The following is a 22469-nucleotide window of genomic DNA, read 5'->3' on the forward strand; positions in this document are numbered from 1 at the left end:
TAATTTTATAAATATTGTTTAATAACAGCCTTATTGGATTCTTTAAATACGTCATTATGACTTGAAACATATCCTTCTTTGTATGCATCAGGGTCAATATACGTTTTAGCTAGATTCGCTGCATTTCCAGCATCACTAAAAGCACTTGCGATAAGATGCACTTTAGCATCATGGTGTACGATATCGCCACAAGCAAAGATGCCAGGAATACTCGTTGTTGTATTACCAAACCCTTTAACACGATAGTCATCATATAAATCAAGTTTAGATGTACAATCTGTTAATAGTGGATTCTCATGATCAAAGCCATGACTAATAATAACGTCGTCAAACGCTCGAGTGATTACTTCACCAGTCTCACTATTCTCAAGTGTCACTTCTTTGATACATTCACATTGATTGTCACCAATTAACGCTTTAATTTGTGTTTTAGGCATTAATGTCACATTTAATGATTCAAGGACTTGAATCATCGCTTCATAACCTTTAATATCCGACTTTCTATAAACTAATGTAATTGAATTGGCGATATTAGCTAAATCTCTTGCCCAGTCTAAAGCCGTGTTACCACCACCAGAAATCAATATATCTTTACCTTTAAATTTAGAAAATGATTGAACAACATAATGTAAATTCGTTAAACGGTACCGTTCTGCATCTTTAATTTGAAGGGGTTTCGGATTAATTATGCCACCACCAACTGCAAATATGACAGATTTTGATTCATAGATGTGTCCACGATCTGTTTCAACTTCAAAATGTCTTTCGGCTATTTTACGTATATCTGTAACACGTTCATTTAAATTCACTTTAGGGTTAAAATGTAATCCTTGGTCGATCAAATCTTTAATAATCTCAAAGCATGGTTTCGGAGCGACGCCACCAATATCCCAAATAATCTTTTCTGGATAGATTTGCATTTTACCACCTAGTTTATCTTGCACGTCAATGATTCGCACTGACATACCTCGTAGTCCCGCATAGAAACTTGCAAATAACCCAGCAGGTCCGCCTCCAATAATTGTTACATCTTGCATCATTTATCCTCCCAAGATTGTGTCCCTTTTCAAATGATAATAATTATCATTATTTTGCCTATATTATACAATATGTGCATATATTATTGAAGAAAATCATATTTTCAAATCATCGTAACTATACTTTATTTATAAAAAAGACTTTCCATACATAACACTCACGTGCTATTTATATGAAAAGTCTCCCTATTATCAATTAATCTCTTGGTTCTTTTAAGGCTGCTTGTCGAATTAAGAAAAATAATAATAATAATCCGGCTAGCATACCTGTATGACCGATACCGGCAAACCCAGCAAATGCTTCCGGGGAATAGCTTTTTCCTAATACTTGGAAAGTGCCTTTCGTTACCATCATACCAATCGTTACAATGACACTGATGTTATAAACATAATAGAACCAGTTAAATAAGTAATAACTACTTAATTTGAATACCTTCTCTAGTGGTATAAGAATTAAAAACATAAACATACCTAAAATAAGTGTATGCGTATGTACAATAGATAATTGTGTATCGCCCGTAAATTCATGTGCTTTTGTCAACTCTCTATAGTAGAACCCACTAATGAGTCCTAAAATCATGTAGACTAAAAACGCATATAATAATCGTCGCATAAATAATGCCTCCCTCACACTAATATTATAATTTATTATCATCAACTTTAAAGTGACAATATATGCAATATTGCGTTACATCATTGTCAGTGCAGTAGCGTTTAGGGAGCGGGACTAGAACAGACAAATTTTAAAGTAACGCGCTTAAGTGTTTAGTTTGTTACTTTAAATTGACTAAGTATCCTTTAGTCCTTGACTCACTTAACATTATTTATTTCTTGAATGTTTAAATAATGCTACTAATGATAATATAATGGCAATAATTGAAACGATCCATAAAGCAATTGAACCACCTGAAGATTGTTGCGCACTAGCAGTATCTTGTGATTTTTCATCTTTCGTTTCTACTGCATTAGCATTCTTTTTAACTTCTAACGTTGGTGCTGGGTGTTCACTATCTTCTTTACCAGTCCATTTGACTTTATCATCATTATCATAGGTTTGAATGGCTTTGAATTCATACTTGCCTTCATCTTTAGGACTAGCTACAACAATTGGGAAATCCATAAATTCATCAGGCCCAATCCCTTTACCTTTAGCTGTCCAAGTAATTTTAGTGATATTACCTTTTTTATCTTTATCTATTTTATGTTTATAACCATCCACTGGTTGAATATTAACAACTTGTACTTCTTTCGGAACTTCTAATTCCACTTTTTCAGTATGATCTTTTTGTTCTACTGGCACTCTTACATCTACTTTTTCATAGGATTCAGGATCCACTGCTTTAGGATTCAAAGTGACGTGTGCGTCTGCTACTTTAAAGAAACCTAATGCAAAAAAGAGTATGAAACTTGTCGCTAATAATTTTTTAATCATCTTTTTTCTCCTTTTTATGGAATACTAATTTGGCTCATAATTACGCCAATCAAAATAAGCACAATACCAATGACAACTTCTATAATAAGTGAAGATTTATTGACTCTATGACGTTTGTTAAGTGCACGTGTCGTTTGCAATAATCCTAGTATCATCATAATTAACGTACCAATGACTTTAACTAATAAGAATACCGTCCACGTTTGCATATTTGTCCAAATTGATAAAATCTTTGTTTGATCAATAGACATTAACACGCCTGAAATAATGATAATCCCTACTGCTGCAGCATTAACTTTAAACAATATTTCACGTAATAAATCTACAGCGTCTTTCTTACGTGTAAATACTGAAATTAATAAATAACATAGTGCGCCTAACCATAAACTGATACCTGTTAAATGAAGTGTTCTAAGTATAATTGACCATAATGGCACACTTTGTGACCATGCATGACCTGACATACTCATTGCTAAAATCATAGCAATAGAAATCATCCAATACCATGATTTCTCCATATTTCTTAAGACGAATAAGCCACTTAATACGATTAACGCTATGGCACTTAATATATATGGAAATTGCGTTATCACGCTAGGTTGAAGTGATAATATGTCATCTAGCACATCTGAAGATAATGTCATTAAATAGAGTATAAGCGACATTAAATAGGCCATCATCATGATTAAAGATACTGCAATATGTCTAGGAAAAACATCAAATGTTGATAAATTATTACGACGTGCAATACCATTCAACCAATATAGCCCTACAAGTATAATTGTTGCACCTTCCGCTATGTATCTAAATAGACCAAACCAGAAATCAGGTGTTTCATAAAAGGCTGGAGATGTATCGACACCACTTGCTGTCTTTTCACCTACTGAAAATTCAAATCGATCGCTAATCTCATGCCCATCAGCAGATACGGTATGCCATTCTATTTGCTGTGTACCATGTTGTACTTTATCAGTTGGAAATGAGAGCGTTTTAGAATGTCCCGTTGTAGTAGGATCTATATCGCCTACTTTATCCCCTTTATCATTGTATAATGTGATTCCCGAATATTCAGCATTCACTGGCTCATTAAATGTTAACTCTATAGCATCAGGTTGCTTTGATATCACCCCATTTTGTGGTAGTGTTGTTTTTTCCAAAGTTGCATGCGCAGATGCGACATTTTGAAGTGTTGGAATTAACAATAATAAGAACATCATTACCAATGCCAAAGCTACTTTAGAACTTCGTTGTAAATTCACCATTGCCATCCTCCCATAAAATTTTGCTCATTCACTTATAATAAAATAATGTGTGCTATTTAACAATAATTATTCTAATTTGTCACTTTTTATCCAAAATAAAGACAGGAAATGGGCCGGACATAAATAATATGATGATGCTATTTTAGAAATTCGCAGTAGCTGACTGAACTGAAAAGGCGCTTTAAGCAAGCTTTTCTCACTTCTAGTCATCCTTCCGAGTGGGCCCCAGCAAAGAGAATGTCACTAAGAAATTCGACAAGAAAAGCAAGATGGGAGCGGACGACGAATTTTAATAGCATTCTGTCCCACTCCCTCCTTATTACTAGACTTCTATTAACTCAAATTTCAAACTCAATCTTCATTATAAATCGTTTTATGCGCTTGAATTTATATTGTTAATCTTTTAGTCATTTTATTAAGTTTCAATTAAAGATGCTGTATCTACTGTTAATCGATTTCTTAAGGCATATACAATAAACATTGCTAACAAAGCACAAACTGTTTCCGCGATTAATAATGACCAAATGACACCAGCTAATCCAAATATACTATTTAAAACAAATAGAACTGGAATAATAACTGTCCCTTGTGCGATAGCCATAATCGTAGCACCGCGACCCTGTCCTGTAGCTTGCAACATACCTGTAAATAAGAAACCAATACCATTTAGAAGTAATGATGTCATAGTAACTTTTAAGATAAATGTAGCTAAGACGACAATTTGTGGGTCTGTACTGAACAATTGAACGATGGTATGACCAGCTAAAAGAACGACAGTCATACAAACTACAAATATAACTGCAATAGACATGATGACTACTTTAATTGTATCTTTCATTCTTGTTTTATTCGCTACGAAATTGTACGCGATAAGAGGGACAACACCTTCGGAAAGCCCCATAATAATTAATTCAGGAAATTGAACGAGTCTAAATGAGATACCGTAACTTGCGATGGCATAGTTACCATACGTTGCCAAGAATAAATTCACGACCAAACCTGTTACGCCCATCAAGACAACCATTAAGAATGCAGGTATACCAATTTTAAATATTTCTTGCATCATCGCTTTAGTCGGTTTGGCATGTTTAATATTGAGTGATAATGTTTCATTTTTTCTAGAAAAGTAAACAATGAAAAAGATTGCTGCGACCACGTTTGAAATAGCAGTACCTAATGCTGCACCGACGACATCTAAATGTAATCCAAAAATCAAAATCGGATCTAAGATGATATTGATGCCAACACTTGAAAGCATACCAATCATCGAAATAATTGGTTTACCGATTGCTCTAGCAAATTGCTCTAAAACAAAAAATAAAATAACAAACGGTGTACTTAAAAATTCAATTTTTAAATAGTCACTCGTATAGTTCAACGTTTCACCACTGGCACCAAGTATACTCGCAATTTGGTCCGTAAATGGTAGCGTTATGATAGCAATAACAAGTCCCAAAACAAAACTACTATATATTGAGAAGCTACTTACATAATGACTTTTAGTGTAGTCTTTCGCACCAAGTAAACGTGATATGTAAGTCCCGCCTCCTACACCAAATAAATTACCAAATGCCATGAGTACTGCGAATATAGGCAATGTTAAAGATATCGCTGAAATCATATGGCTATTATCTAAAAAGCCAATAAAGTATACATTTAAGATACCGTAAATCACACTTAATAATGAGCCTATCATCATCGGTAATGAGAAATGCATCATCGCTTTAAATATAGATGCTTTCTCAAAGTAAAATAATTGTTCGTCTTTCATTTCCATAATCTCCTTATATTAGATATCTAATAATTAGATATCTAACTATATTTCCAAAATAATTGCTAGCTGCTATTCCATCATTACTTTAAATTTCAGCTAGCTTTAATAATCAATTTTCTGTTTTAATATTATTCAGCATGCGTTCAAATAAGCTTTTAAGTTGTTGCTTTTCATTCTCATCAAAATCTTTGACAAGTATACTTTCAATATCGTCGAAGATGCTGACAAAAGATTCAACCAGTTGCGTTCCTTCTTTAGTTAATTTCAAATTCTTACGTCTGGAATCCTCAGGATCTACCATCCTATAAATAAGTCCTTTATTCTCCAGACCTTTAAGTATTGAACTTACCGTTGACCCTTTTCGTTTAAATGTCTTTAATAATTCATTTTGTGTTATGCCTTGGTCTTTATGTCTGTAGATATAACCTAACGTATGACTTTGTTCTTGTGTGACATTATACTCATCTAGTTTCCGATCAGCGTAATGTTTCATCTCATGCGCCAACATTCTGACTAAATATTGATAGGTAGCCTCCATCGTCTCACTCCATTTCGTTAGATGTCTAACGAATATAATACGCCGATTCTTATCATAGTCAACCGATATATTAAAGTTTAAATTTTCAGTTTATTTTTATTTTCAAAAAAAGCCTCAAATTTAGCACGTTCATGCCAAATTTGAGGCAAATAACTCCATTCCTATGATGGAATTTCAGTACGTTTATTACTATGTTTTCTTACGATAGCTGCAGTTAAACTAGAAACTGCACCAAAAATAATAAATCCTATCATCATCCACATCGTTGCATTCATTTCAATATGACTACCCATGTAAATAATTTCTCTAAGGGTATTTGTATAATGTGTGAATGGATCAATTTTATAAACCCAACCTTGATATGCTTTAGGTAGCATTTCTTTAGGTAATGTGACTAATTGCATACTAAAGAACATTAAAATGACAAAGATTGGAATAGATTTCATTCCTAACCAGACCATAATACCTAGAATTAATCCGATAAATCCAAGTATTGAAATAGCTAAGAAGAGTGCTACTCGATTTGTATGATTGAAATCAAATCCTAATACACCATACATAAAGTACACATAAGTGAAACTTGCAGCAAATGCTGTGATGACAGCTAATAACATTTGGCCTAATGATGCGATAATTCTGTGTTGAATTTTAAAGTTATTACTTGTTCTGAAAGCAAAGAATAATAATACAGATGTTACAAGTGATCCCATCCATACTGGCATGAACATTAAGAACGGTGCATTACCGCCACCTTGATGGTCTTTAACTTTATTTAACTCTTGATTATCCACTTTAACAGGGTTAGTGATACCTTTAATATCTGATGCGTTCACTTTTACATCTTGTTTTTCTAATGTGCTAAGACTTTGTGATGTAATTTGTTTATTCAAGTTATCCCCCATGCCATCAAGCACATTACCAGTAATCGTAGCTGCTTGCATGCTTGCACCTTTATTTACAATCGTTTTAAATGTTGCTTGTTTCACATCAACTTTTTGGTTACCCATTTTTTGTTGCATTTGTTGAACGGCAGCTGCAGGCATTTCACCTGATTCAACTTTTTCTTTCATTTCTGCCTTTTTACTATCCATCACTACTTTTTGTGTTTTACTCATTGCATTTTTAGAAAAGTCTTTATTAAAAATAGCTACTCCATAGTATTTTTCATCTTTAAGACCTTTTTTAATATCTGATTCTTTATCAACTTTAACCCATTTAACTGTATCAGAATCACTATCCATTAATTTATCTTCAATTTTTTTCCCGATATTTACTTTATTACCTTGAATGTCTACACCTTTATCATTGTTTACAACGGCTATTGGCAATTGTTTTGGTTTTGGATTAAACGCTGGATAAAATGCCAAAGAGAAAATAACTAATAATAATATCGCTGCAATAGGTGCAAGCCATAATAGTTTGCTTTTAAAAATATTCATGAAATCTAACCTCCTACAATTTATTGAACAATGTGTTGAATATTTAATACTTTGTAAATTATAATGAGATAGTCAAAAATAAACAATAATCAATTATTCAAATACCGTATGTTATTGAACAGATTGTACATTTTTGTCTATTTATTATTAGGAGGTCGATATTTTATGAAAGAAGATAGGAGAATACGAAAGACGAAGTCAGCAATTAAGCGTGCTTTTACTGACCTTTTAAAACGTAAAGACCTCGACAAAATTACTGTTCAAGATATTTCAGATCAAGCAGATATTAATCGTGGTACATTTTACTTACATTATGAAGATAAATACATGTTATTAACTGATATGGAAGATGAATGTATATCCCAAATTTGGACATCGACTCAATTTAATCAACTCGATGTTAGTTCACCAGAAAATACCGCTGAAGATTTTATAAATAATGTTTTGACTAAGGTATTACAACATATCTCTGATAACATGGAGTTTTATCATACGATTCTTCAACTTGAACGTAAAAGTAGACTTGAAGAAAAAATTCATTCCTTAATGAAAGAAAATATGCAAAAATATATTAGTATTAATCATGAGATTGATGGTATTCCCGAAATGTATTTTCACAGTTATGTTTCAGGTGCTACCATTTCAATTATCAAATATTGGGTACAGGATGATCATCGACTCTCTGTAAATGAGTTAACCAAACATATTTTTAATATCATTTATAATGGGCCGCTACGTATTATGATCCAAAATCATTATGAACGTACTCAATCCAACTGAGACTAAATGAATATGAAAGGAATCATTAACCATGCTAACTGCATATAAACATTCAACAAACAATGACATCGTTGAAACGACTTTAGACCACTCTGCATCATGGATTAATGTTGTAGAACCTGATAGAGAAGAAATTGAACAATTAATAGAAACGTATAACTTACCTGAAGATTTTATCCGAGATCCATTAGATGCGGATGAAAGTGCACGTATCGAATATGATGATGACACAGGTTACTCACTTATCATTATTGACTTACCCATCGTCAGTTCAACCAATCGTCGCGTCTTATCATTCGTTACCATTCCATTAGGTATTGTTATTGGAAAAGGACTCATTTTAACAATCTGTGACGCTGAAAATGAATTTTTAGAAAATTATACGCGACAAGATAATGTAAATTTAAATTTCCATAGTCGTTTTGCATTGGATATCTTATTAACAATTTCAAACCACTACAACAGAAATTTACGACTGTTAAATAAATCACGAATCCGAATTGAACGTGAGTTAAAAAATAACATTACAAACAAACAATTATATAAATTAATGGAAGTTGAAAAAAGTTTGGTTTACTTCCTTGCCGCTTTAAAAGGTAATGACACTATCATTAAAAAATTATTCCGATTACCTGCCATCAAACGCTTTGATGAAGACGAGGATTTATTGGAAGATTTAGTGATTGAGAACAACCAAGCGATTGAAACGACAGAATTATATACGGGAATTCTGGAGAGTATCACAACGTCATATTCTTCATTATTATCAAACGAAATGAATAATATTATGAAGACACTTACGCTCTTTACAGTATTACTCACTTTACCAACGCTTGTCTTTAGTTTCTTCGGGATGAATGTCCCACTTCCACTCGATGAAAAAAGCTATACATCATGGCTATTTATTGTAGGTATTTCACTTATCCTTGTTACAATTGTGAGTATCTTCTTATGGCGAAAACAAAAATTATAACAACACAAAAAACCGGTCTTCTGAGACATTCAGAAGACCGGTTTTGTTATTTATTCAGCGGTAGTTCGATAAGCGTTTCGTCGGGATAAAATAAATGTTATCGCTACAGATACAATAAAGGCAATCAGCATACCAACAAAGTAATGTAACCACCCTGCGTGTGCTGGATTAATTGAAATAAACCCTGGTAATCCTGCTGTACCTAAAGCGATGGCTTTAACTTTAAAGAATGAAATATAAGCCGAGCCTATAGCAGAACCAATAATTGCGCCAATAAATGGATATCTTAATTTAAGATTCACACCAAACATAGCTGGTTCTGTAATTCCTAACAATGCTGAAACACCTGCTGCTGAGGCAACACCTTTTAACTTTTTATTATTTTTAATGATGATAAATGCTGCGAGTGCCGCACCACCTTGTGCCACGTTAGACATTGTTGCGATTGGGAAGATAAATGATCCACCTGTTTTCGCTTGATCAGCAATTAACGTTGTCTCTACAGCAATAAAACTATGATGCATACCTGTAATAACAATTGGTGCATAGAATAGACCAAAGATAAATCCACCAATGGCACCACCAAAGTCATATAACCATGTTAAGCCATCTGATAACCAATACCCAAGTTGTCTAGTTATTGGACCTACAAATAAGAATGTTAAAAAGGCTGTTACTAATATAGATAATAACGGTGTTAATAAATTATCTAATACTGTAGGAATCACTTTTCGTAATCCTTTTTCAATCGTAGCTAAAATATAGGCAGCCACCAACATTGGTAATACTTGTCCTTGATAACCGACTTGATTAATATGTAGACCAAACAAGTCCCAATGTGGAATGGCTTTACCCGCTTCTACAGCTTTAGGAAAATCATAAGCACTCATTAATGATGGATGTACGAGAATCATACCTAGTGCTGCACCCAAGAAAGGGTTACCTCCGAAGCGTTTCGCTGCACTAAATCCAATTAGTATAGGTAACAGCGTAAACGGCGCATTCGCAAAAATATTAATCATATCTGCTAAGCCGGCAAATTGACTATGAACATCTATCAACGATTGATGATCATAAAAGAGATCAGGTGCAGTTAATATATTATTAATCCCCATTAATAACCCACCAGCTACAATGGCTGGAATAATAGGAACAAAAATATCTGAGAGCATCTTCACGAATCGCTGTAATGGATTCATATTTTGCGTTGATTTATCTTTTACATCTGACGTTGTTGAAGCTTCTTTACCTGTTATATGTTCAAGTTCATTAAACACCTTATTAACCGTGCCTGAACCAATGATAATTTGGTATTGACCACCCGTTGAGAATGTTCCTTTAACAACATCCATGTTTGATAAAGCATCTTCATCTACCTTACTTTCATCGTTGAGCACAAGTCTTAATCTTGTAGCGCAGTGCGCCATTGCATCTAAATTGTCTTCACCGCCTATAGCCTCAAGAATATCTTCAGCTGACTTTTTATAGTTCATTACTTTCCCTCCTATTGAATGGAACCGGTTCTATTTATTAATTTAATTGTAACCGGTTCCAAAAAATAACGCAATACGCTTTTTTATTTTCACCATTTGTTCATATTTAAGGTTCATGATATAAACTTTCGGGAACGAAATAAATGACGATACAACATTTAGTAAGCGAGGCGATATTTGATGAAAGAACGTGGCTATATCGAAAAATTATGGCGCGAAGAAAAATATAATGTGTTATACCACAGTCAACAACATTATAATGCTATTCGCGAACTGCTTAAACAGTCCCCTACTTTATCAGACGTTCAGCAGGCAATTGATGACGCACTTAACACAACACCAACACATGGAACGATTATAAATGCTTATGACCATATGTGGGGATATTTCAAACATAAAGCAAATGACCTTGAAAAAGAGCGCGCAGCCAAGCTTAAAGCTGATTTTAATCAAGACATCATTCAGAGCACTGATTTGTTAATATTTTTAAAACATTTAGCCGATAAATATCATGTGTCCTACTTACAAAATAGTACGCTTCTTAATATAGAAGCATAGCGATTCATGTTTAGCTTGACTTGCGTTACATAGCATTTCAAACTTTTTACCCATACCGTTAACTAGGCATGATCATGTGTCATTCGGCTATAGTTCAAAACACGTTTGTTGTGTTCTTAATTCTATAAAAAAAGTTGAGACGACGTAAATGTTGTCCCAACTTTTTTTAAAATTAATTCTGTTTTTCTGTAAAATATTATTCTTGATGGTTTCACTTATAATTAAATCTGTATATTTAAGGAAAATAGATATAAAAACTGTTGCTTATGCATTAGTGATTTAGTAATTGGGGGGAGTTAGGCTCCTTAATAATATACACTAGCATGCTACTGCTAATACCTGTGCTAATGACACATATACATTTCTTATTCTATGATGTATAAATCTAAGTTGTGATGTCTGACTGTTATTTCACTTATTCGTGCTCGTATTCGGTCTTGTTGTTTAATCGTGCTGTTCATGAGCAAAACTTCTATATGACCTATAAAGTTATAATAAACTTCAATTGTGTAGGATGGAAATTTCATGATGTTGTGTCTTAACGTCATATAGAAGTGATAAGTTTAAGTTGTTGATTGTATATGCATCATTAACATGAATGTGATGGCAGATTTTAATCTCAATCATTTAATTATAAGCTTATCTTGATGTATCAATATTTTATGTTGTGATGTCATGATGTTGATACAGAATTAATAAATATATGATTTCGTAATTATTAACTAAATCAATGAGAATGGTATTTAATTAAAGCTATCGCGAAATCTATATATAGTATGCCTTAAATTAAGTTGTTCTACGCTATTAAAATTTTCCAAATAAGCGACGCTATATTTTCAATCTTTTAATTAAGTTGCTTCTAAGAGAAAATTTTTATCGCTTTCACAAGATAGTAGCGAAATTTTTTTATTTTTAGTTATTAATTTTTTCTTACTTTTAATTTATAATTACTTTTATTATTACATCACAATATCAATGTGTTCTACACCCTTTCAAAACATTGATATATAAGTATATTTAGTTTGATTTTTGAAAAATGATTATCCATAGCATTGCCCTTTATTTCAATAATCCGCCCTTTTTTCGCCCTCTGTTTTAAAATATATTTACTTTTAAATATTATGCTATTTGCAGTTCATTAAAACTAAAAAAACCACATCAATTAAGATGTGGCGAAAGGGGTTCGAAAACATCTTTCAGGGGAGAATGTTTTCAAAATGATATCGTTGACTTACAATAGTATCTAAAGATACTAATCTAAAACACGCTCTCTCTTTTCGAGAGTAAGTAAATCATAACATAAAAATTGAGGCAATCGCTAGGATTTGCCTCAATAAAAGGAAAAGTTTGAGAAATGCTTGTGTTAAAACATTTCTATATGTTGAAGGGAATTCAACATATATTTAGTTTACCACATAACCATATATTTAAAAACTTATTTTTTATATTTCAGTTAATGTACACTCACCATCATAGTCAATATTCATAGTATAAAAAAAGGGGCCTTCAGCCCCTCGAGTCTTATGCCGTATACTTAACAAAGTTAGAGATTACCTAAGTAAGAATGAATTGTATCAATAGACGCAAAGGATATAATGTAAGAAAAGTCTATTACAAAGGTAACCTCATACGTTAATTATTACATATTCATTATTGTTTTTCTACTATTAATATTTGATGACATATAGTGATTTTACACGTGAAATTCCACTCTTGTATTTGCAACGATCAATATTATTTGTACGTATTCTTATTTCTCGCTGCATTAGAATACGTCTCTCAGCGTCTTTAAAAATGTGTTTCGTCATGAATAATCACAGAATAACAATATAAACATGTTTATATTAATTTAAGCATGGGTATATTAAACTAAGCTCATAAAATAAACTCTCCTCATTAGTCAATTGATTAATGAGGTTTTTTGTATATATAAAAGAGACCAACCATTAAGGTTAAGCCTCTTTTAACCATTACATATCCACGTATAGCTAAGGGGTTTGTGTAATAAACTCTATAGGACAGCTGAAGCTTTATATTAGCCTCTGGAAATTATTATCTCTTTTTTTATAGATAATGTCTATTAAATAATTGTTAAAAGTTTTTATTAGTGTGTAAAGATGAATTTACAATATTTCTCTCACTATCCATATTTGGACTGGTTACACCACTTCCCTATTTTAAAGTTTTAGTTTTATCAGTTCTACACATAGCCTATAAGCACTGCTAAACGTCTAATAATAGCGTCACGTCTGCGTAAAATTGACGTTTTACTCATACCGTAATAATCGGCTATATCTTGCCATAAATAGCACCCAATAGGACAATCCCAATATCTTAAACGTATAATCTCTTTTGTTTCCTTATCTGCTTCCTCTATGAGTTGATCTACACCCTCTACAATGTTGCATAACTTTTCATATTTTCGTTTCATTCCGTCATTAGCAGCTTCACTTGTAGTTCTTTGTAGTATTTCAAACTTTAAAATTCTCATCTCTTTGCGATAATGTTCTATATCTTGTATATAACTCTCTAGCTTCTTAATATCGTATCTTTCAAGTTTCATCGGTACCTATATCATCTACAAAAATAGGAGTAACCATATTCACATCTACTTTATCTGTAAATATACTGTGATAACGACCTAATAAGTCACGTGCTTTTAAACGATCACTAGGCTTAATAGGTACGTCTACCTTTTCCACATGCTCATTATATACAAGATTCATACGTCCAGTGTCTGGATTACGTTCGAATGTCCCTTTCTTAACTACAACCTCTTTAGTCTCTGTCTCATCACCAATAGCCGATTTCGTAAGTAGATACAATATTTCTTTGGCAGACAAAATGGTGTCGTCCATAATCTCATCTTTCTTACTTTTAATATATTCGTCCACTTTCTCTTTGCGCAGCAATCTACTCCCCGTTACATGTGCACTATTAGGGCTATATCCTGCCTTTATAGCGCTTTGCGTAACGTTGAGTGTCTTAATACACTCATTCGCAAATCGCTCTTGTTTGGGCGTTAGTTTATCCATTTAACCACTCCTTATTTTCTATAATTTTATCTATTAATTGATTAGTAAGTTGATTGATTCTGGTTACAGATAATTCAAAAATTTGCGCTATATCTTTGGTGGATCTACCACTGCGCAAAAGTAAAAACAAAATCAATTCTCTATGGGTACAAACACGCTCTACTAATATTTCTAACTCATTCATATAAATATGGTCATCAGTATGTGTAGTTTGTGTAGAATATATTTCTTCCTCATCATTCAACATAAAGAAATCATCAGCAGAAACCTCTGGCTCAACATCATTCACGTAATTATGATAGTTTAATATGAATGTTTTAAGTTTTTCCTTATCTGGTTGAGCCATAGAAACTACACCACCATAGCTTGTTGTGGCTTACTAGTCTTTGTTATAGGCTTGTTAAGATAAACATTGTATAAATCTACCTGTAATCGTTCAATGAGCTCATACACCTTAATACGGCCATTTGATTGCATGTATCTAACCACCTGTTGTTGCTCTTCTTTTGTATAGGTATTTAGCACCTGCTTTAATAAGGATAGGCGTACCGATGAATCATTTTTAAATCGTTTCAAATCAGCTTTCTTTTCACAAATCCATATCACAAGTTTATCAGCTGGATATGAGACAGAAATCACTCCCATAATATTGTCACATGTCGTTATCGAAGTGCTTAAGTGGTACATTTCGCTTATATGTGACTGGGCCAATTTAATTTTAGAATTGATATACTTTGGATTGTACTTGGTCAATAACTCATATTCTGAGATTTTTGTTTGTTGATACGGCGCACTAATGTTTTTTGTCCACAATGATACCCCCATTATATAGAATGAGCCTACCCAATAAAGGATAGGCATATGAGTAATGTTTTATTGTCTATAAGCGTAGGCTTGCTCTCTTGCGCCATCTTTTTTAGCTTTAGCATATTTTAATTGCTCGTTATATCTGTCTGCCAATGGTTTGATAACAACGTAACCATCTTTATCTTTGTTAATGACTGAACCCCTGTTATCCATACCAATTTGTCTTAAAATATTATATTGATATGCTAAATCGTTATATTCTTCATTATTCTCATACGGGTGTAATACTGCTTGTTTTAATTGTGTGAAAGTACCTGAAATTTGCCCTTGCTCATTTTCAGAAAAACGATTCTCATAAATATTTTGTAATAAACTTAATTCATATACTCCTATCTCTTTAGGGTCGGCATTTCTGACATAATCAATGATTTCTGAGTTATCGTAAAAAGAAAGTCGAGCTTTTAAATTTTGTCTATTAATTAATTCAGCTTGTGGGTTCGAAATATTTTCAGTTGTCGATTCCTTTTCAATTTCTTCTAAACGATTTTCAATATTCTTAATCTTATCACTAGCAAATTGCTTAAATTCATTTTCAATCTGTGTCACTTTTGGTTTTTGTTTCTCATCAATCGCATCTAATCTATAACCACGTTGATACATAATGAATGTTTCTTCTAAAAACTCATCTACTTTATCCAATAAATCTTTATATTTTCGATCATTAAAAAGTACGTCGTAGGCACTTCCCGTTTTGGTTGCGTTTGTATTGTACATATATAAACCTCTTTCGTTTTAATTTTATAATTCGATACGTTTTAAAGCCTCATAGCGTCTCATACTACCGTCTGCTAACTTCTTAAGATTTTGCATTGCTTGCTGCTTTTCTTTCTCAGTGGTGATGATATAGTGACCACGTTCGTGCTTTTTATAGCTGCACCCAATAGGGTAACCATAATCATCAATCAGCTTACTAATAGCATTTCTTAACCATCTTTCATTAGTTGAGTTGGATTCATACCCCATTAAGTTAAGTATCTTGGACTTAGTTATATACTTATCTTTTGAGTTTTGAATAGTTTCATAAATCCTTAAATATTCGTTTGGTACCTTTGTTATTTCTTTTTCAATTACTTTCACGGTTATAACCTCCATTTTTTCTCTCGATGGACGTTACCACGTAATAAAAATGTAAAAAGGAGTAGTTTTTACTTTGAAAAGCGAATTCTTACTACCTTTATTATACTAAATTTACACTCGAAAAGCAAACTTACGTTCCCATATTAATCTTATTTAACATTTTCTTATAATCTACTTTAACCATTGATAAATTAGCGTTTATTTGCATTTTGTTATATTAATTACAAGACACTAACAACAAACATATGTTCTTTTAAAATGTGACTTTGATCCTTATAACATTCTGGACGTTTAGCTTTTGTTAGTTTTAATTTTATTAATATCTTTGGTTTTTCAAAGTTGCTAACCTTTACATAACCTTATTATTGATATGAGTTAAAAATGTTGATATAGAGGCATTTTATAAATTTTGAAAATTCGCTTGCCTTGCATAAACCTTGCATATTATTTTTTTACTACCTTCCCAAAACCTTCCCATTTTTTACAACATAATTTTTGCACCTATCTAAAATCGCACCATTTTACCTACCTTGTACAAACCTTGAACATTATATTTTTTATTTTATCTACGAGAAATCTTTAGGGTTTTTGCAAAGTCCAAATTTGGCCCCTGCTAATCATTTAATAGTATTGGAACAAAAACCAAATTTGGGCTCTGATGATCATTTCAGATGTATTAAAGGACACTCCAAAATTGGAGAGTCATAACTTTTATAGAAATCAAAATTACTATCTACTTACTATAAAATGACCACCTCGCCCTTTTCTCATAAAAAAAGCCATACACCTATTAAAGTGCATGACCTATACATTTTATGCTTTCACTTCGTTATAATAAGAGTTCTTCAAGCCTTTTAATTTAAGTTCTAACGCTAAGTAGTCTTTTCTATTCGCCTTCTCATTCTGGATAAACTCAGTAATGATTTTCAACCCCTCAACTAATTCTGGTGCAGGTTCATTAATTCCAGTAGCTAACTGATACAACATCTCCATGTTACCTATAACATCAGCATTACTAGATTGAACGCCTTCAAGTTCATCTATATTGAAATCTCTACTTATATAGTCAAACATGTCACTGTTATTACTTTCTGCAAAGGTTTCTAGTCCGTACATGAAATAATCATTATCAAACATGAAACTAGCCATCATATCGCTTATAGTATCATGTGTGCCATCGTGTAAATCATAACCAGTATAATGCCCCTCAATGCTTTCTATGAGCTTCTCAGCATGCTTTACTGAGGCAATCTCAAAAGATTTTCTCACTTCACAATCTTTTATCATTACATGAGCGTACATCTTACCTTTGCTTATTAGATACACAATATTAAATGGATCATTGTATATCTTAAATGCGATAGGCATTTTATGACTACTTTCATGTAGCCCAGTAAAATATCTTAATAATGTTGCTGCTCTAGTTTCAAATTCATTTGCTATAATTTCAACGTTCATATATTTACACTCCCTTAATTTTAAATGACACTGGTAGCCAATGGTCTGTTTTTATATTTTTTGATTTCACTATCGGTAAATTCAAACCCTTTCCGTCAACCATGTAAATAATTGGTGAGCAAATATCCATCTCAATAAATTCATCACGTTTAAGCTCAGCAATAATATTAAACGCATCTTGATTCCATCCAATCCAAAATATCACGTTAGGATGTTCTCCACTTGTATAAGCTCCATCACCTTTATATTTAAAGTGTTTTTCTTCAAACAAATTTTCTATTTCTACAAAAGTTGTGCCATCATGTGTTTTTATATAATCTAAAATTTCCGATTTTATTTGAGTTTTATTCATTTCTTCCTCCTAAAAAGTTGAGTAGGTGTCCCAAAGTCCTGTTATTGACTATTTATGGGACACTGTTAGTACACTTATCAAACCTTACTCTCCCAAAGGGTTCAGTTTCTTTGTCCTACTGTCCCATTACTTAAGGGAGACACTTACATATATTTTGTGTTCTTACTTTATATTTTTATAAAACTTCAAGTTAAAACTAGTAGGACAAAGGGACACTTATAGCATGGCATTTACTGCTACAATGGTTTAAACATGTCCCATTACTGTCCTATCGCCGTCCCATTGTCCCGTTAATGTTGGTTTTCATTTTTTAAATCTTGATAATGAGGGGATAAATCTATTTGAAATCCATATTGCCTTCCTATACTTTCACCAAATCTATGACGTGATTTTACTTGTCCACAATATCTTGTATTTCTCAACGCTTTATCAATTTTTCTTAAATTATGTTTTTGTGGTTGGTCATCACGTTTCATCATTACTTTCCAAATTTCCATACTACATACTTTGTCACGCCATACATACGCACCTGGTTTTGTATTTGGCAACTCAATTAATTTGCCGTCACCGTATAATTTAATATAATCTTGATCTATAACATCGTGTGCAGACACTCTTTTTTCTTCTAACGTTCTATACCAATAGTCTGACGGAATAGGTCTCTCAAGAAACTCTTCGATTTCACCGATTAAAGCGTCCTTTTCTGAATGCTCTTCTTGGACTTTTAATGCTATTTCATTTGCTTCCTTATCTAATAGCAACGCTTTATCAGTTGGATTTTCATCAAAATAAACCTTAGCTTCAGCGAACATTTGCTGTACAATATCTTGAGTTAGATCATCAAACGGACTCTTAATCGCTTTATTTTTATCTGTCGTAATAGGAAAGAAACGGCGATTGCCTGTTTGATCTTTTAAAAGTTCATAATCATTTGTTGTACCAATAAAAACACATTGTCGGGGATGTCGTTCGGTACGTTTACCATATGAAGCCCTATAAATATCTACAATTGCACTAATAAAACTTTTAATATCTTCAATAGTAGACTTTTGAAATGCTGATAGCTCTTCAATCTCACATAACCATGAGCCTTGTAATTTTTTATAAGTTTCATCACCTTTAAACGCTTTAATACTTTGGTTATACCAGTGTCCCCCCAATTTACTGATTGTTGTAGATTTTCCGTCTCCCTGTCCACCATATAAAATAATCATGGAATCGTATTTGATACCTGGTTGATAAATTCTAGCAACTGCACCCATCATCCATTTTTTAGTGACTTCTCTATTGTAATGTGTGTCTTCTGCGCCTAAATAATCGATGAACAATGTTTCAATGCGTTTTATTCCGTCCCAACTTTTAGATTCAATCATCGACTTAATCGGATGGAATTTATTATGGTAGGCTTCTTTTTCAATAACGCTATCCATAATGTCACGACTAAATTGCACATTATAGTATCTATCAATATGCGAAATTACATGTGTCGTATCAATATCAGCCCAATAATAATTAGTATCATCTTTAGTACGCCAATACGGTAGACGTTTTAATTTAGTGATTTTTTCAAAGGAGTCAAACTGTACTAATCCCTTTAAACTTTCATCATTCCCCATGATTAGCTCTGCATTTGAAGTAGTTTTTTTAAGCGCTTGTGTTGTCGCTGATCGTCTTAATTGACTACGCCAATTATCATTATTGGTAATACGATTATTTTCTTCGATCAACTCAAATACTTCTTCGTTGCTTACATCTTCCAAATAAAGACCTCCCTATTTGTTTTTACTATCTTTTTTCAAAATACTTTTAAATGTTCTATTGACTTCATTTTGATCAATAGGTGGAGTGCAGGTCGTAGCCCAAGCACTTACCAATCCGTAAACAAGATTAGCGTCCACATAACGACGTAATAAGTACCCTGTTAAAGATGCTAATGTTTGGTTGCGTTCACCTTCACCTACACCGAATGCAATTTCACGCCAATACGCACTGTCACGCTTTTGAAATTGATTTGAGTAATCAACGGTTATTGGTTCATCGTTGACAACCATCTTGTTTAATTCTTCAACTGTAATTGCTGGTGCATCATTATATTTAAAAATGTAAATTGAATCTTTTGACTTCTTTACTGGTAAAGCCATAGCTTGTGACGGTACAAAACTGGCTTCATCTACTGGATAGTTAATGTACTTTGCTAATCCATTTGAATACTTGCGATAATCAGTCGCACTCACTGGCGCATTTAAAGGTACTATAAGACGTATACGTGGCTTATCAGCAGTATATGAATATGTTGTATGAAATGCCCACGCTACATGTTCTAATTTGGCTTTAAATGATTCGAACAAACTTCTAAAATCTTTAATTTCATCATAATCTAATGTAATAGCACTTCGGTTTAATAAAGTGTCATCACTACGATATTTGCTAATAATTTGATTATCTTTCTCAATATCTTCAAAATCACCATATACGCACAAACCACGGTTATATTTATCATCGTTAATCATTGGAATCTGGAGTTTATTCAACCAATCTGACCAACGATAAAAATCCGAACTATTAAAAGAATTTGAATATAAATTTTTATATTGAACTATATGAATTTTAAAATCGTTATTCAATTTAACTTTTTGAAATTCCATTTTCTCACTCCTAGTATTAAAACAAGAGCAAAGATGTTATAATACAAATGGAGTATTTTCTTATTGCTCTTGTGTTTTATAAATTTTGTATATTATGCGTTATCTGATTTAGTCGCCAAACTATTCATATCAGATGACGCTTTTTCTATTTCATGAAATTTTTTAAGAATATCGTCAAACTGTTGTGTATAAAGACGTAACAAACCAAACATCTGATCATTGTGAATACGTCTCTCGTGGTAGGTACAACCATCTCTAATTGTTTCATCTTTAGTTAAAACATGGTTGGTTTCATAAGGGTAATAGTCATCAAAATGCCAACCGTGATTATCCTTTAAATCCTCAAATCTATCTTTCAATACTTCCAAATCACTAAATAAATCTTTAATTTCAAAATTCATTATTCTGCGTCCTCCACTTCAATATCTGGATATACTTCAAACTCTTCATCATATTCATCATGAAACTTATTCATATTAACAAAAATTCGTGCCTCATCTTCAACAGTTAAGCCGTATAACATTTCAGCAGGACACTCTACATAACCTAATTGTTTAAGTGCTTCGACTCGACGAATACCATCAATGATATATAGCCCATCTTCTCTCACACTAACTGTGATATATCCAATTGCAAGGCGTTCGAAATTTTCAACAATACCATCTGCACTAGGATTATCTGATGAGCGATAGCTATAATCTACTTTCAAATCATTAATATTTACTGCTTCAATTTTTTTATTCATTTTTCCGTTCTCCTCTTCAAAATCAAAATTATTTTCTATTTGCTCTAGAGTCCACTCGATCAATGTTTGTAAGTGCTTCTCACGATTCACGGGTTCAATCCATTCATTTTTGCCATTTCTAACAGTGTGGTTATATTCTGTTCTTTCATCTTTAGAAACAGATTCCAATGTATTATAAATATCTTGTATAACGTCTTTTTGTTCTTGTTCCATCTTTTACGCCTCCAAGTTTTCATAATTTAATAGTGCTATAGTGCTGCCTAATAGATAAATAGCAAACGCTACATGTACACCTAGTAACCAACCACTTATGAATGAGATTATTGAAAGAACCAATATATTAAACGTGAATTTCATCATGTTTATCACCTCCATTTTCTTATAAATATTTTTTGTGTTTGCGTTGTAGAAATCGTTCAAACTTTTCCACGTTTACCAGTGTCAGTGTGCTACTAATATCAAGATACATACTCTCTATACCTAAATTATCTTCATCATATGAAATAATTAATCGTCGAATTGTTGAATAGCTGCAATTAAATAATTCGCTTAATAATTTTGGCTTTGCGTATTTAACTGGGAATACGATTTGTTTTTCTTCAAGTGCAGTATTTTCTTTAGTTGGTAAATCCTGTAATTTAGTATATGACATAAACCCACTCCTTCCGCGTAGTTTTGCGTCGGTCATTGATTAAAAAAAATATCATCCAGAGTAATGTTTATCAATCCCTTATCTATAAGTAAAGATTTGAATTTTATCATTTCAGATTTTTTAAAATCTGTTTTACCTTTTTCCTTATTTCTATAAGATTGTTCTGAAATGTTAAATTCTCTAGCCATTTGAGATTGAGTTTTTCCTAACATTTTTCTGTAGCCTAGAACTTTGTTCATTAAAATCCACCTCCTCCTAGACGTCGGAACTCGTCTGTATGTATAATAATAACAGAGGACAAAAATAAAAGCAATATTTTTACGTCGGTTTACGAAAGTTTGTGATTGTTCCC

Annotated in this window: 26 protein-coding genes; 3 read left to right on the plus strand and 23 right to left on the minus strand. The window is 32.5% G+C overall.

Translation table 11 applies throughout. From position 1 onward, the window contains the following. Positions 1 to 5: 5 nt before the first annotated feature. From AK212_RS00905 to AK212_RS00935, 7 genes are all read right to left on the minus strand, one after another. Positions 6 to 1037, minus strand: a complete 1032-nt coding sequence (locus AK212_RS00905; protein WP_053028662.1) for an NAD(P)/FAD-dependent oxidoreductase — start codon at positions 1035 to 1037, stop codon at positions 6 to 8. A 196-nt stretch (positions 1038 to 1233) separates the two neighbouring features. Next, on the minus strand, positions 1234 to 1650 hold the full coding sequence (locus tag AK212_RS00910; protein ID WP_053028663.1) for a DUF2871 domain-containing protein: 417 nt from the start codon (positions 1648 to 1650) through the stop codon (positions 1234 to 1236). 207 nt (positions 1651 to 1857) lie between these two features. Continuing rightward, positions 1858 to 2469, minus strand: a complete 612-nt coding sequence (locus AK212_RS00915) for a YcnI family protein (protein WP_053028664.1) — start codon at positions 2467 to 2469, stop codon at positions 1858 to 1860. A gap of 14 nt (positions 2470 to 2483) precedes the next feature. Further along, on the minus strand, positions 2484 to 3731 hold the full coding sequence (locus AK212_RS00920) for a copper resistance protein CopC (RefSeq protein ID WP_053028665.1): 1248 nt from the start codon (positions 3729 to 3731) through the stop codon (positions 2484 to 2486). A 415-nt stretch (positions 3732 to 4146) separates the two neighbouring features. Next, positions 4147 to 5502 (minus strand): MATE family efflux transporter, encoded by a 1356-nt coding sequence (locus AK212_RS00925; RefSeq protein WP_053028666.1) that lies wholly within the window; start codon positions 5500 to 5502, stop codon positions 4147 to 4149. A 112-nt stretch (positions 5503 to 5614) separates the two neighbouring features. Then, positions 5615 to 6043 carry a MarR family winged helix-turn-helix transcriptional regulator gene (locus AK212_RS00930; RefSeq protein WP_053028667.1) on the minus strand — a complete coding sequence of 143 codons (429 nt, stop codon included), beginning with the start codon at positions 6041 to 6043 and terminating at the stop codon, positions 5615 to 5617. 161 nt (positions 6044 to 6204) lie between these two features. Then, a complete protein-coding gene (locus AK212_RS00935; protein WP_053028668.1) occupies positions 6205 to 7482 on the minus strand; it encodes a YhgE/Pip domain-containing protein in 1278 nt (425 codons plus the stop codon). 165 nt (positions 7483 to 7647) lie between these two features. On the opposite strand from AK212_RS00935, the gene AK212_RS00940 reads away from it, so the two are divergent. After that, entirely contained in the window at positions 7648 to 8262 is a 615-nt protein-coding gene (locus tag AK212_RS00940) for a TetR/AcrR family transcriptional regulator (protein ID WP_053028669.1), read from the plus strand. 31 nt (positions 8263 to 8293) lie between these two features. Beyond that, positions 8294 to 9235: a magnesium transporter CorA family protein gene (locus AK212_RS00945; protein ID WP_053028670.1), complete on the plus strand. Its 942-nt coding sequence runs from the start codon at positions 8294 to 8296 to the stop codon at positions 9233 to 9235. A gap of 50 nt (positions 9236 to 9285) precedes the next feature. Here the strand turns inward: AK212_RS00945 and AK212_RS00950 are convergent, their stop codons facing one another. Next, positions 9286 to 10728: a sucrose-specific PTS transporter subunit IIBC gene (locus AK212_RS00950; protein ID WP_053028671.1), complete on the minus strand. Its 1443-nt coding sequence runs from the start codon at positions 10726 to 10728 to the stop codon at positions 9286 to 9288. Between the two features lie 180 nt (positions 10729 to 10908). Between AK212_RS00950 and AK212_RS00955 the strand changes: the two genes are divergently transcribed. Next, entirely contained in the window at positions 10909 to 11286 is a 378-nt protein-coding gene (locus AK212_RS00955; RefSeq protein ID WP_053028672.1) for a YbgA family protein, read from the plus strand. 2200 nt (positions 11287 to 13486) lie between these two features. Here the strand turns inward: AK212_RS00955 and AK212_RS00960 are convergent. The 15 genes from AK212_RS00960 to AK212_RS01025 all read right to left on the minus strand — a co-directional run bounded on the left by AK212_RS00960 (position 13487) and on the right by AK212_RS01025 (position 22356). Then, on the minus strand, positions 13487 to 13849 hold the full coding sequence (locus AK212_RS00960) for a hypothetical protein (RefSeq protein ID WP_053028673.1): 363 nt from the start codon (positions 13847 to 13849) through the stop codon (positions 13487 to 13489). Then, positions 13839 to 14321 (minus strand): terminase small subunit, encoded by a 483-nt coding sequence (locus tag AK212_RS00965; RefSeq protein ID WP_053028674.1) that lies wholly within the window; start codon positions 14319 to 14321, stop codon positions 13839 to 13841. Before AK212_RS00965 ends, AK212_RS00960 begins: the two co-directional genes overlap by 11 nt. Beyond that, a complete protein-coding gene (locus AK212_RS00970; RefSeq protein ID WP_053028675.1) occupies positions 14314 to 14667 on the minus strand; it encodes a hypothetical protein in 354 nt (117 codons plus the stop codon). Before AK212_RS00970 ends, AK212_RS00965 begins: the two co-directional genes overlap by 8 nt. Positions 14668 to 14672: 5 nt before the next feature. Continuing rightward, complete coding sequence (locus AK212_RS00975) at positions 14673 to 15134, minus strand: pathogenicity island protein (RefSeq protein ID WP_231119741.1); 462 nt, start codon at positions 15132 to 15134, stop codon at positions 14673 to 14675. Positions 15135 to 15194: 60 nt separating this feature from the next. Next, a complete protein-coding gene (locus AK212_RS00980; protein WP_053028677.1) occupies positions 15195 to 15902 on the minus strand; it encodes a hypothetical protein in 708 nt (235 codons plus the stop codon). A 24-nt stretch (positions 15903 to 15926) separates the two neighbouring features. Further along, a complete protein-coding gene (locus AK212_RS00985) occupies positions 15927 to 16265 on the minus strand; it encodes a pathogenicity island protein (protein ID WP_411841235.1) in 339 nt (112 codons plus the stop codon). Positions 16266 to 17078: 813 nt separating this feature from the next. After that, positions 17079 to 17723 (minus strand): pathogenicity island protein, encoded by a 645-nt coding sequence (locus AK212_RS00990; protein WP_053028679.1) that lies wholly within the window; start codon positions 17721 to 17723, stop codon positions 17079 to 17081. Between the two features lie 4 nt (positions 17724 to 17727). Next, on the minus strand, positions 17728 to 18075 hold the full coding sequence (locus AK212_RS00995; protein WP_053028680.1) for a hypothetical protein: 348 nt from the start codon (positions 18073 to 18075) through the stop codon (positions 17728 to 17730). A 290-nt stretch (positions 18076 to 18365) separates the two neighbouring features. Continuing rightward, complete coding sequence (locus AK212_RS01000) at positions 18366 to 19835, minus strand: virulence-associated E family protein (protein WP_053028681.1); 1470 nt, start codon at positions 19833 to 19835, stop codon at positions 18366 to 18368. A 12-nt stretch (positions 19836 to 19847) separates the two neighbouring features. Then, positions 19848 to 20720, minus strand: a complete 873-nt coding sequence (locus tag AK212_RS01005; protein ID WP_053028682.1) for a primase alpha helix C-terminal domain-containing protein — start codon at positions 20718 to 20720, stop codon at positions 19848 to 19850. 92 nt (positions 20721 to 20812) lie between these two features. Next, on the minus strand, positions 20813 to 21121 hold the full coding sequence (gene tscT, locus AK212_RS01010) for a type II toxin-antitoxin system toxin TscT (RefSeq protein ID WP_053028683.1): 309 nt from the start codon (positions 21119 to 21121) through the stop codon (positions 20813 to 20815). Next, positions 21121 to 21678, minus strand: coding sequence for a type II toxin-antitoxin system antitoxin TscA (gene tscA, locus AK212_RS01015; RefSeq protein ID WP_053028684.1), 558 nt, complete (start codon positions 21676 to 21678; stop codon positions 21121 to 21123). Before tscA ends, tscT begins: the two co-directional genes overlap by 1 nt. Before the next feature lie 3 nt (positions 21679 to 21681). Then, positions 21682 to 21825 (minus strand): hypothetical protein, encoded by a 144-nt coding sequence (locus tag AK212_RS13550; RefSeq protein ID WP_174841613.1) that lies wholly within the window; start codon positions 21823 to 21825, stop codon positions 21682 to 21684. A gap of 19 nt (positions 21826 to 21844) precedes the next feature. Continuing rightward, positions 21845 to 22117, minus strand: coding sequence for a hypothetical protein (locus AK212_RS01020; protein ID WP_053028685.1), 273 nt, complete (start codon positions 22115 to 22117; stop codon positions 21845 to 21847). A 32-nt stretch (positions 22118 to 22149) separates the two neighbouring features. Next, entirely contained in the window at positions 22150 to 22356 is a 207-nt protein-coding gene (locus AK212_RS01025) for a helix-turn-helix transcriptional regulator (protein ID WP_053028686.1), read from the minus strand. Positions 22357 to 22469 lie beyond the last annotated feature (113 nt).

Source organism: Staphylococcus borealis, assembly GCF_001224225.1.
GTDB classification, from domain to species: domain Bacteria; phylum Bacillota; class Bacilli; order Staphylococcales; family Staphylococcaceae; genus Staphylococcus; species Staphylococcus borealis.